Source organism: Bacillus sp. GW823-FHT06A11, assembly GCF_058795355.1.
On sequence record NZ_JBXAHS010000007.1, the window covers coordinates 203904 to 215882 of the forward strand.

The 11979-nt window shown below is 36.4% G+C and carries 10 protein-coding genes; 7 read left to right on the top strand and 3 right to left on the bottom strand.

What is annotated here, in order from left to right; all coding sequences use genetic code 11:
* Nucleotides 1-178 precede the first annotated feature (178 nt).
* Both AC1Q8L_RS25810 and hemL read right to left on the bottom strand, forming a co-directional pair.
* On the bottom strand, nucleotides 179-4615 hold the full coding sequence (locus AC1Q8L_RS25810) for a glutamate synthase-related protein (protein WP_000935318.1): 4437 nt from the start codon (nucleotides 4613-4615) through the stop codon (nucleotides 179-181).
* 198 nt (nucleotides 4616-4813) lie between these two features.
* Nucleotides 4814-6112, bottom strand: a complete 1299-nt coding sequence (gene hemL, locus AC1Q8L_RS25815; RefSeq protein WP_000673247.1) for a glutamate-1-semialdehyde-2,1-aminomutase — start codon at nucleotides 6110-6112, stop codon at nucleotides 4814-4816.
* Nucleotides 6113-6239: 127 nt separating this feature from the next.
* Between hemL and AC1Q8L_RS25820 the strand changes: the two genes are divergently transcribed.
* The 7 genes from AC1Q8L_RS25820 to AC1Q8L_RS25850 all read left to right on the top strand — a co-directional run bounded on the left by AC1Q8L_RS25820 (nucleotide 6240) and on the right by AC1Q8L_RS25850 (nucleotide 11122).
* Nucleotides 6240-7253: an ABC transporter ATP-binding protein gene (locus AC1Q8L_RS25820; protein ID WP_000843653.1), complete on the top strand. Its 1014-nt coding sequence runs from the start codon at nucleotides 6240-6242 to the stop codon at nucleotides 7251-7253.
* Complete coding sequence (locus AC1Q8L_RS25825; protein ID WP_000521519.1) at nucleotides 7246-8037, top strand: ABC transporter permease; 792 nt, start codon at nucleotides 7246-7248, stop codon at nucleotides 8035-8037. The genes AC1Q8L_RS25820 and AC1Q8L_RS25825 overlap by 8 nt, the downstream gene beginning before the upstream one ends.
* Before the next feature lie 4 nt (nucleotides 8038-8041).
* Nucleotides 8042-8827 carry an ABC transporter permease gene (locus AC1Q8L_RS25830; RefSeq protein WP_000965774.1) on the top strand — a complete coding sequence of 262 codons (786 nt, stop codon included), beginning with the start codon at nucleotides 8042-8044 and terminating at the stop codon, nucleotides 8825-8827.
* Between the two features lie 72 nt (nucleotides 8828-8899).
* Nucleotides 8900-9304, top strand: a complete 405-nt coding sequence (locus tag AC1Q8L_RS25835) for a potassium channel family protein (protein ID WP_000964343.1) — start codon at nucleotides 8900-8902, stop codon at nucleotides 9302-9304.
* Between the two features lie 44 nt (nucleotides 9305-9348).
* The gene (gene bcp, locus AC1Q8L_RS25840) at nucleotides 9349-9804 is read left to right on the top strand and encodes a thioredoxin-dependent thiol peroxidase (RefSeq protein ID WP_000633711.1); all 456 of its coding nucleotides are present in this window, start codon (nucleotides 9349-9351) and stop codon (nucleotides 9802-9804) included.
* Nucleotides 9805-10103: 299 nt separating this feature from the next.
* Nucleotides 10104-10532 (top strand): peroxide-responsive transcriptional repressor PerR, encoded by a 429-nt coding sequence (gene perR, locus AC1Q8L_RS25845; protein ID WP_000237829.1) that lies wholly within the window; start codon nucleotides 10104-10106, stop codon nucleotides 10530-10532.
* 170 nt (nucleotides 10533-10702) lie between these two features.
* The gene (locus AC1Q8L_RS25850) at nucleotides 10703-11122 is read left to right on the top strand and encodes a GNAT family N-acetyltransferase (RefSeq protein ID WP_000759744.1); all 420 of its coding nucleotides are present in this window, start codon (nucleotides 10703-10705) and stop codon (nucleotides 11120-11122) included.
* Between the two features lie 106 nt (nucleotides 11123-11228).
* Here AC1Q8L_RS25850 and AC1Q8L_RS25855 read toward each other — a convergent pair whose 3' ends face one another.
* Nucleotides 11229-11585 carry a YgzB family protein gene (locus AC1Q8L_RS25855; protein WP_000025055.1) on the bottom strand — a complete coding sequence of 119 codons (357 nt, stop codon included), beginning with the start codon at nucleotides 11583-11585 and terminating at the stop codon, nucleotides 11229-11231.
* Nucleotides 11586-11979: the final 394 nt, after the last annotated feature.

The window sequence follows — 11979 nt, forward strand, 5'->3', positions numbered from 1 at the left end:
AACGCTCAATTGCTGTAGGCTAATTAAAGTTTCACTTTATAATTTTTCCTAATTTCTTTTAAACATCAGTTTTTAGTAAAAAGACCTGCTGAATTTCAGCAGGTCTCAAATTGTTACTATAGATTACTATGAGAAGTGTACTTCGTCAATTTTTTCTTAATAATGAAAATTACTCATGTTACTCTGTTGAGATAGATGGATCTGCCTGTTCTTTTTTCGGGATAATTTCAAAAAACTGGTTCTGTATATCATCTAATAACGGGGTTAACAAAGCAACTTCCTCATATTGCTCATGCTCGTTTAGTACACGAATATAGTCTAACAATAATTCAGTTACATCTTTCAAACCGTTTTTACTAATTGGTTGTAATGTAACATTTGCTCCTTTTGCGATTCTTCTTTTTAAGGCTTGTTCTGTTAAGCCTAAGTTTGAATCATGACGTAAATAAACAACACCGCCAGTCATGCCGGCGCAAATCCATGGACCAGGGTCACCTAAAACAAGCGCTCGCCCATTTGTCATATATTCAAAAGCAAACCCTTTAATATTGGAGTATGCCCCTATATTCCCGTGCTCTTTTTCACGGAGTGGTTTTGTTATTCTACCTCCAATTATCATGTCTGCCCCAGAAAGGCGAATGCCAGCGCGAGCATCAGCGTTCCCTTGCACGTATAGTGCCCCTTTTTGTGCACCATATCCAAATCCTTTTCCGACAGAACCGTTATAATATACTCCATCTTCTCCTTTTGATTTCGTTATATAAATACCACCACCAAAGGAAGTTTTACCAATGCCATCTTGTGCGCCGCCATTTACGTGTATAAATAAATTTTCACTATTGTAAGCACCTAACCCATTTCCGGGAATAGAACCATTCGTATACTTTAATGTAAGTGGTTCAAGTTGAGTAGCTTCATATAGTTTACTGCGAACGCGATAACATGATTCTAGACCACCCATAACGCGTTGCTCTACACCAACGCCTACTAATTCTTTTGAGTCAGCGGAATGAACGGTTTTAAATTGTTTTTCCGGCACGTCTTCTGTTGTTGTAACAGATGGATGTTCTATTATTTGTAGTAAATTACATAAGTTTAATAAATTTTCGCCTCGAACTTGCTCTAATAAATCAGAACGCCCAACAATTGTTTGTAAATTTGTATACCCAAGCTGTCCTGTTAATCGTTGTAGTTCTACACCGAAAGAGGTGAATAAATTTAACAGGCCGGCAACTGCGCTTTCTAATTCGCGCGGGACGAAGCGGCGTAATCCGTGTTCTTTTGCTTGTGCTTCAGACTCGATTTGTGTCGCAATTCCAACATGGCAAGTATCTAGATGGCACCCACGGCAAGTAGTACAGCCGATTGCAATCATTGATAGTGTGCCAAATCCAATACGGTTTGCTCCGAGGAGCATGATTTTCAAGGCATCATTTACACTTCGAATACCACCATCTGCCCAAATCTCTACTTTATGTCTCATGCTTGCTTCTAATAAAGCGTTGTGAGCGGCTTTAACACCAATTTCTACAGGGAGACCTACATGCTGCAATGCGTGAATACGTGCAGCACCTGTTCCGCCATCGAATCCGCTAATGTTAATAAAATCAGCGCCAGCTTTGGCGATACCGACAGCAATTGTTCCGATATTAGGAACGACAGGGACTTTCACGGCTACTTTGGCAAGTTGATTAGCTGTTTTAATTTCTGTAATCATTTGAGCTAAATCTTCAATTGAATAAATATCATGGTTATTAGAAGGTGAAATTAAATCTGAGCCGATTGTCGCATTACGTGCTTCAGCTATTTTGGCTGTCACTTTTGAACCAGGTAAATGTCCACCTTCCCCAGGCTTTGCGCCTTGACCGATCTTGATTTCAATTAAGTTTGATGAGTTTAGTAGTTCGGCATTTACTCCAAATCGTCCAGATGCCACTTGTTGTCCACGTGTATGTGGGTATTTCCCAATCATATCTTTAATTTCGCCGCCTTCACCGTTCAAGCTAATCATATTTAGCTGATCGGCCGCTTCTGCATATGCGCGAAAGGCGATTTCGTTTTGAGAACCAAATGACATAGAACTAATAATAAATGGTAAATTATGATTTTGAATGCCGATAGATACTTCTTCAGTTGGAACGACATGTTTTGTTTGTTTCGTTTGAACAAGGTGTCTGATTGCGATTGGATTATTCTCTTCTAGTTCACTTAACTTGTCACGGTAATCATCATAAGAATTTCCTTTTGCGACATCGCCAATTGCTTTCCAAATTCGCGGGAATATATGAAATGATTTTCGCATTCTAATTTTAGGATTGTTATAATCCTCTGCTCGTATTTTTGCATCTTCAGTAAGTGATTCAAGTGAAAAGGCTAAATCATTTGAACCGAAGAAATTTGTAATCTGTAATATATTTGTGATTTCTTCATGTAACCCAATAGATGAATAGAGACGTCCGTAACCACGTAACTCATGAATTCCAATTGTTGAAATGACTTTTTCTAATCCTTTATTAAGTGCATTATACAGATTCGTAATTGGTGTTTTTGTTCCATCATTTACAGTGGCGAATAATAAATATGGATTAATACCATCTGCTCCTAATCCATATAGCGTGACAATGTCATGTAAGGAGCGAAGAGCACCAGAACGTATAACGAGAGAACAATTGCGGCGTAATTTATTTTCACTTAATGCTTGATGTACTTTAGCAGTAACTAAATGTGGATCAATCCACAATCGTTCATTTAGATGGGCTTTTGCGTCATCTAATACTAGTAGGGAAGCGCCATTGTTAACAGCAGCTATCGCTTCAAAACTAATGCGGCTTAATGCACATTGCAGAGTTTCTGACGAGCTGAATGTAGCAGAGATTGTGGCGATAGAGTTATGAGTCTTAAATAGCTCTATGAGTTGTTCGTACGTAATTGTGTGTAATTCCTCTGCAATAGGTTGTGCCACGCTGCCTTCTAAAATAATTGGTGAAAGCATTTCAACTACAAATGGCCGTTTTGCGCCGCTTAATAAACTTGGACGCTCTCCAAGTACAGTACGTGTAGAGAAGTGTTCAATTTCACGGTCACGGTCAATTGCAGGGTTTGTAACAACAGCTACACTTTCTTTAATAAAGTCAGCGATATTTCGTCTATCAGTATCGAGTGCGGCAAGTGGTGAGTCATGCCCAAGTGAGCGTATTGGCTCAACGCCTTTTGTTGCCATCTGTTCAAGGAGCTGAATATGTTCTCGGTCCCATCCGAAAGCGACATATTGTTTCGTTTCAACTTGAACAGAATCACATAGCCCTTGGATTTTTTTCGTTTCAGGGATAGATAAATTTAAATGGTAATTGGTAGTATCAATTCGCTTTTTAAAACGGTTATATACTTGGATTTGATATTTGTCATATTCATAAAGAACAAGTTCATCTTGTTCATTCCATTTTAATCCAACCTTTTCTCCAGGGGCGAGTGGTTTTGGTTCTGCTACATATTTAGTTGGTGATACAACTCCAGGTTCAGAAGAGAAAATATAAGAGCTCTCTGTCTCTACTTTCCATACTGGGCGTAATCCAAGGGAATCAACACTGAAAACAGCTTCATCTTTAAAACGGGAAATGATGCCAGCTGGTCCTTGTGCAAAATGTCCCCATGCTTCACGTATATACGTATATAAATCTTTTAAAGGTGTTTCATAAAGTTTAATTTCATTAATAATTGGAGGGAACAATATTTCCATTGCTTCAAATAAGCTGTAGTCGTATTGAACAAGTAGGGTTTCTAAGGTGCGGTTTAAATCTTGCGAGTCACTGCCTCCAGCAGTAAGTGGTACATCAATCATTTCAGCCTGCTCGCGTAATTTTGCAATTGTGTTAATTTCACCATTATGTCCGAGAATGCTAAATGGTTGTACACGAAAAAAATTAGATAATGTATTAGTAGAGTAGCGGTTATGTCCTAATGTCATAGTTGAAGCGATAAGTGGATGTTGTAAATCATTATAGTAGGCAACAAGTGTATCACCAGCACCTAGAACTTTATATACAACATGATCACGACTTAATGAAGCAACATGAATTGCTTCGTTTTCCTCTATTTTTATTGTGACAGAAAATAATGTTTGCTCAATATTTGTAATTTCGTTTTCTGCGATAAGGGCAACTTGCCAAAATAAAGGTTCTTCTTGTTTACCAAGTGGACCGAGTGCATCGGAGTTTGTTACATCATCACTTTCAAAAATGATTGTAAAATTTTTGTTGTTTAATTGCGTACGAATATAATCTTTTAAGATAGTAATGTTTTCTTTTTTATTTAGAAAAAAATGTCCAACGATAAAGTGGGGATGATCCACAATCGTTGGATTATATCCGCTACTTTTTAGTTTTTCATTCCAAAGCGCTTTTGGTACATCAATGTGAATGCCGATGCCATCGCCCTCACCATTAATGAAACCAGCTCTATGATTCATTTTGACGAGTGATTGAATACAAAGGTCAATGTTTTCTTTTGTAGCAATTTTTCGTTTCTCCATAACGGAAACGATTCCACACGCATCGTGTTCTGCATTTCTATAATCTCGAAATAAAGACGGTGTCCATGTATTTTTTGTATTGAGCATCCGTCAATCCCCCCTCTTGTAAAAGTTAGAATAATCTTACTATTTAAGGTGCAAATCACCTTGTACACAGAGATAGTAATGCTGTAAAAGAATATAAAACAGATAATTATGAATAATTATACTATTAATACGGGGTTTATGAAATAGAAAAAAGGAAAAAAGAAAGGTGAGCTTTCTTTTTTCCTTTTAATGACGGGATTATTTATTGTCTGCTAGGGCAGCAAATGCTCTGCCGACAGCTTCGATTGTATATTCAATATCTTCTTTTGTATGTTCTGTCGTTAAGAACCATGCCTCGTATTTAGAAGGTGCTAAGTTAACTCCTTCTTGAAGCATAAGCTTGAAGAATTTACCGAACATTTCACCGTCTGTATCTTGTGCGGCATCGTAATCTTCAATTGTATTTGTTGTGAAGTATACAGTTAAAGCTCCTTTTAGACGGTTTAATGTAATGTCGATATTATGTTTCGTTGCTTGCTCTAAAATTCCTTTTTCAAGCATTGCACCAAGTTCATCTAATTTCTCATAAAGTCCTTCTTGTTGAAGCACTTCTAGACAAGCGATACCTGATGCCATAGAAGCAGGGTTTCCTGCCATTGTACCAGCTTGGTATGCAGGTCCAAGCGGAGCAACTTGTTCCATAATTTCTTTCTTACCACCGTAAGCACCGATCGGTAAACCGCCGCCAATAACTTTACCAAGCGCTGTTAAGTCAGGTGTCACACGAAGTAAGTCTTGAGCACCACCGTACATAAAGCGGAAAGCAGTAATAACTTCATCGTAAATTACTAGTGCGCCAGCTTCGTGAACAAGTTCATTCACTTTTTCAAGGAATCCTGGTTTAGGTTCTACAATACCGAAGTTTCCAACAATCGGTTCTACAAGGATAGCTGCTACTTCATGACCCCATTTATCTAACGCCTCTTTTAAAGTTTCTACATTATTAAATGGAACGGTAATAACTTCTTGTGCGATACTTTGTGGTACGCCAGCTGAGTCAGGAGTTCCTAAAGTAGAAGGACCAGATCCAGCTGCCACAAGTACTAAATCAGAATGACCGTGGTAACAACCAGCAAATTTCATGATTTTTGTGCGACCTGTATAAGCACGAGCAACACGAATCGTTGTCATCACTGCTTCTGTACCAGAGTTTACAAAACGGACTTTATCTAATGCAGGCATTGCTTCTTTTAACATTTTTGCGAATTTTACCTCTAGCGCTGTTGGTGTTCCGTAAAGTACCCCATTTTCAGCAGCTGTTGTAATTGCTTTTGTTATATGCGGATGAGCATGTCCAGTAATAATAGGACCGTATGCTGCTAAATAATCGATATATTTATTTCCGTCTACATCCCAGAAATAAGCGCCTTTCCCGCGTTCCATAGCAACAGGAGCGCCGCCGCCAACTGCTTTAAAAGAACGAGAAGGACTGTTAACACCGCCAACGATATGCTCTAAAGCTTCTTTATGTAATGCTTCTGACTTTGTGAATTTCACTACAATTCATCTCCTTACAAAAATCTATGTATTATTCTAACATGTTTTTCGAAAAGACGTATTGTTTGTGATAGCGAAGGCAGTTGGGTAAACTATTCGTTGTGACATTTAGGAGGGGGGTCCGATTATGAAATCGGTAATTGAGGTACAAGGGTTACGTAAAGAGTTTACAGCCTATTCAAGTCGTCCGGGCTTAAAGGGTGCATTTCGCGATTTATTAAATCGTAATTATAAAATAGTACCAGCAGTAAATGATGTATCTTTTACTGTAAAGCAAGGTGAAATGGTTGGTTATATCGGTGAGAACGGTGCTGGTAAATCAACAACAATTAAAATGCTTACGGGGATTTTAACTCCGACATCAGGGCAAATCACAGTAAATGGAATGAATCCACATAAACAAAGAGAAGAATTTGTAAGAACAATTGGTGTTGTCTTTGGACAGCGCTCGCAACTTTGGTGGGATATTGCAGTACAAGAATCGTTTCGTTTATTAAAGAAAGTGTATGGTGTATCAGACGCTCAGTATAAGGAGCATATGGAGCACGTAATTGAAACGTTAGATATAGGGCCTTTATTAGATAAACCAGTTCGAAAATTATCTCTTGGTCAAAGAATGCGTTGTGAATTAGCAGCAGCCTTAATTCATAATCCACCGTTATTATTTTTAGATGAGCCAACAATTGGGTTAGATGTACTTGTGAAATTGAAAATACGTGAATTTTTAAAAGAAATGAACGAACGTTATAAAACAACAATTTTATTAACTACTCATGATATTACGGATATTGAAGCTTTATGTGAGCGTGTTATCATGCTGGATGAAGGAAATATTATGTATGACGGTTCTTTAAAAAATCTTCGTACGCAGTGGGGAGCAGAGAAGGAAATACACTTTCAGTTTGTTGCACCAGTTTCCTATCAGGCTTTATCAATGGTTATGCCAGATAATCATGTCGTTTGGTCGAAAGCGAAAGAGGAAAACGCATGGGTTGCAAAAATTCCGAATGAAGAAGTTGTTATTTCAATGCTTATTTCTAAAGTAGTACAAGCATTTCAAATTAAAGATTTAAAAATTAACGAAGTGTCTACAGAGGAAATTATTCGTAACATTTATGAAGAAGGTATTACGCATGGGTAAGTATATTGAAATGATTCGAATTCGCTTTTTAATGATGCTTGCGTATCGCACAAACTATTATAGCGGGATTTTAATTTATACAATTAATATCGGCGCATATTATTTTTTGTGGCAAGCAATTTATAGCGGAAAAGAGAATATTGAAAGTTTATCTATTTCGCAAATGACTACGTATATCGCAATCGCGTGGATGGCACGTGCGTTTTATTTTAATAATATAGATAGAGAAATTGCGATGGAAATTCAAGAAGGTCGTGTGGCTGTAGAATTAATTCGTCCTTACAACTATTTAGGTATGAAAGTTATGCAAGGTCTTGGCGAGGGGATATTCCGTTTTGCATTCTTTTCCATCCCGGGCATGGTGATCGTTACGCTATTATTTTCATTGCAAATTACAACGAATTTTCAAACGTGGTTATATTTCTTCTTATCTTTAATATTTAGTTTTATTATTAATACACAAATTAATTTAATGACGGGAATGCTTACGTTTTTCCTATTTAATAATAGTGGAATTATGTATGCAAAACGCGTTGTTATTGATTTATTTTCAGGTCTATTATTACCAATTAGTTTTTATCCGTTATGGGCCCAAAAAGCAATGATGTTTTTACCGTTTCAGGCTATTAGTTATATTCCAAGTATGATTTTTTCTGAAGGTATACAGGGGAGTAAGTTGTATGAGGCTTTAGTATTTCAAGTGATTTGGGCAATTGTACTTATTATTCCAATTGTACTCATGTGGAGAACGGCGAGAAAACGTCTAATTGTACAAGGGGGATGATGAGATGCTATATATAAACTTATTTTTACAATATGCAAGTCAATATATAAAAACGAAATTGGAGTATCGAGGCGATTTTATCGTTGGTTTACTTTCTGATTTATCGCTTCAAGCAGTTAATTTAATATTTATTCTCGTTGTATTTGGGCATACACAAGCATTGAAGGGATGGAGTCGAGAAGAGGTAATCTTTATTTATGGTTTCTTTTTAGTACCATTTGCCATCTTTTCAGCTTTCTTTAATATATGGGATTTTAATGATCGATACATTATTAAAGGGGAGATGGATCGTGTATTAACGCGACCGATCCATAGCCTATTTCAAATTATATTAGAGAGAATGGAACTTGAATCTTTAATTGGAGCCATTACAGGGATTGTTGTAATGGGATATGCAGCTGTGGAGTTACAATTATCTTTTTACTGGTATGATTTCTTCTTATTTATATTGATGGTAGGAGGAGGAGCACTTGTATATGGAGGGATATTTGTTACGCTTGCGAGCCTTGGTTTTTGGTCGGATGCGAAAAGTTCAATTATGCCCCTTATGTATAACATAGGTAATTACGGGCGCTATCCTGTTAATATTTATAATCGTGTAATTCGTTTCATTTTAACGTTTGTTTTACCGTTCGCGTTTGTTGGAGTATATCCAGCAGCGTACTTTTTAAGAAAAACAGAATGGAATAGTTATGCATTCGCGACGCCACTTGTTGGTGTTATCTGTTTTACGATTGCAATCAACCTCTGGAACCAAGGAGTAAAAAGATACCGTGGCGCGGGTAATTAATTATAGAAGCTTGTTCGTTTCTAAGGGATAAATCAGTCCTCCACCTCATACATATAAAATGAGGTGGAGGACATGTTATGGGGATTTATTCTATTAATTGCAGCAATCGCTATTTTGAAAAGTGTCCAATTATTATGGAGTTCCTATTCAGATTCAACGCGTTTTTTTTCGCTGTATAATTTGGCCACATTATTTTTGATCTATACAACAGTACTGATCGCGTTTGGATTAAGTTACGTTGTATTAGAGGAAATGGGTTTCGCAGTTTTGAAAGAGGACGGAGAAAGTTTGAACGCTCATTCTTTTCAACTCGTTGAAGTTTGTTTATATTTTAGCGCAGTTACTTTATTGTCTGTTGGATATGGTGACATATCTCCGATTGGAATTGGGCGATGGATTGCAATTGCAGAAGCGCTAATTGGATATACACTCCCTTTTGCTTTTGTGATGAGGTCTGTAATAGACAATGAAAAATAAGGAAGCATTTGTTATAGTAAAGGAAAAGAGTAGGAGTGATAACAATGATTACAGTAGGAGAAATGGCACCAGAATTCACATTAGAGGGAAGTAACGGAGAAGAAGTTAGCCTAGCTGATTTTCGCGGTAAAAATGTAGTTCTCTATTTTTACCCGAAAGATATGACGCCAGGATGTACAACTGAAGCATGTGATTTTCGTGATGCGTATGGAGTATTTCAAGAGAAGGATACGGTTATTCTTGGAGTAAGTCCTGATTCAGCGAATAGACATTTGAAATTCATTGAGAAACATGAATTGCCATTTACACTTTTAGTAGATGAAGATCATAAAGTAGCAGAGTTATACGATGTTTGGAAGTTAAAAAAGAACTTTGGGAAAGAGTATATGGGAATCGAGCGTTCTACATTCCTTATTAATAAAGACGGTGAACTTGTAAAAGAGTGGCGTAAAGTGAAAGTGAAAGGACATATTGAGGATGTTCTTTCTTATATAAAATAAATCTACGTTGGAGATAAAATATGCAGAAACAAGGCAAGTGTCTATACATATTTTACTGCCTTACATAAAGTGGAAGTGTAGGGCATACCTCCTCAGATGATAGTATTCCAAGTGCGATTATGTCGCACTTTTTTCTATGTAATATATGAAGAAAAAGGGAAAGATACATAAAAACAAGTCCTGAATATAAAAATAAACCACATACTTATAGTAGAAATATTGACGATTTATAAGAAAAGGAGTACACTCTTTATAAGAATTATAAAATAATAATCCGTATAGAATCGGGGTGCATGACGGTGGTCAAAGAAGAATTAAAAGAAGCGCTAGAAATGCTGAAAAATACGGGTGTACGCATTACTCCACAGCGTCATGCTATTTTAGAGTACCTTGTGGAATCAATGACGCACCCAACAGCGGATGATATTTATAAAGCATTAGAAGGTAAGTTTCCAAATATGAGTGTTGCAACTGTCTATAATAACTTACGTGTGTTTAAAGAGGTTGGACTTGTAAAGGAATTAACTTATGGAGACGCTTCAAGTAGATTTGATTATGTTACAAGTCAACATTATCATGTGATTTGCGAAAAATGTGGTAAGATTGTTGATTTTCCTTATGGAGGCTTGGAAAAGCTGGAAGAGGAAGCTGCGAAAACGACAGGCTTCGTTATCAATAGTCATCGCTTAGAAATTTATGGCGTTTGTCCAGAGTGTCATAAGGCGTAATATATAATAAAGAAAGAGGCTGACGGCTATACGTCAGCCTCTTTCTTTATTATATAAGGATTAGCGTGAGGTTAATCGGGATTTACAGTGCTAAGTTAGTAAGAAGGGTTAGATAAAAGTTTGTCGAATTTACTTTGTATTGGTGGAAATGAATTCTTGGAGGGGACATTTTGAAGAAATATGAGATTAAAAGTGACATTCCAACATTGGAAGAATATAAATATTTATGTGATTCTGTGGGATGGACTAATTATATGAACTTTGAGGTGGTGGAAATATCACTTCAAAATTCGATTTACTGTATAACAGTCAAGGATAATAATCAAATCATCGGCATGGGCAGAATTGTTGGTGATGGGGCTATCTATTTCTATATTCAAGATATAGTGGTTCATCCAGAGTATCAAAAGAATGGTATTGGAAAGAAAATAATGAATACTTTAGTAGAATACTTAAATCAGAATGCTCCAGATAAAGCATTCATTGGTTTGTTTGCGTCGCAAGGGAAAACGTCATTCTACGAAAAATATGATTTTAAAGATTATTCGCCTAACATGACAGGGATGTTTACTGTTATTTCGAAAAAATAGGTGTAATAAATTTAATAAAACAATTAAAAAGTTGATTTCTTAAGAAATCAACTTTTTAATGAGTTGAAACGTTTGTAGTGTTGCAAACTCGTATTTCCCTTGATACTTATGATTTATAACTCTTCTTATTATACTTTTCATCAAATTCTTTTCCTTCTAGATCTCGATCTAGTGTTAAAGGTTGATTGCAGTGCATACATGCATCGACACGGCCGAGTATTTTTGTTGGCTTATCACAGCTTGGACAAATAATTTGGATAGTCTTAGTAGATAACATACCAATCCAAAAGTAAACGACAGTGCTAGCGATAACAGCTAAAAAGCCAACCATCATAAAAGTTGTCATGATAATAATGTTTTCGCGGAAAAAGACACCTAAGTATGCAATGAAGAGGCCGATAAATACTAAACTTAATGCAAAGGTCCGGATTTTATTGATTTTGTTTGAATACTTAATGCTCATTCTCACCACACTCCTATAATAATAATATAACATAAAATTTAGAATTTTCACTCTCGTGTAAATTGATAAAGAGATAAGATATGAAATGGATAGGAGAGGAGCCATGAAGAATGAATGGGTGCTATAATGAATTTTAAGTTTTTAACGGGATGTGAAATTTTTTTGTAAAAAGTATTGACCCTGTATATACTGCATGATATATTAATAACCGTCGCTGATGCGGAAACGCAGAAAACGACAAAAAAGAAATTGAAAAACTTAGTTGACATTGAAAAATGAAGATGTTAACATAAGGAAGTCGCAAATGAGCGACCAATTAGTTCTTTGAAAACTGAACGAAACAAACAACGTGAAACGTCAATTTTTATTTTTAGATGCTAGACAAACTAACTTT

Coding starts and splice junctions, on each gene's coding strand:
- AC1Q8L_RS25810 (WP_000935318.1), bottom strand. CDS start 4,615: ATGCTCAATACAAAAAATACATGGACACCGTCTTTATTTCGAGATTAT.
- AC1Q8L_RS25820 (WP_000843653.1), top strand. CDS start 6,240: ATGAAATCGGTAATTGAGGTACAAGGGTTACGTAAAGAGTTTACAGCC.
- AC1Q8L_RS25825 (WP_000521519.1), top strand. CDS start 7,246: ATGGGTAAGTATATTGAAATGATTCGAATTCGCTTTTTAATGATGCTT.
- AC1Q8L_RS25830 (WP_000965774.1), top strand. CDS start 8,042: ATGCTATATATAAACTTATTTTTACAATATGCAAGTCAATATATAAAA.
- AC1Q8L_RS25835 (WP_000964343.1), top strand. CDS start 8,900: ATGTTATGGGGATTTATTCTATTAATTGCAGCAATCGCTATTTTGAAA.
- bcp (WP_000633711.1), top strand. CDS start 9,349: ATGATTACAGTAGGAGAAATGGCACCAGAATTCACATTAGAGGGAAGT.
- AC1Q8L_RS25855 (WP_000025055.1), bottom strand. CDS start 11,585: ATGAGCATTAAGTATTCAAACAAAATCAATAAAATCCGGACCTTTGCA.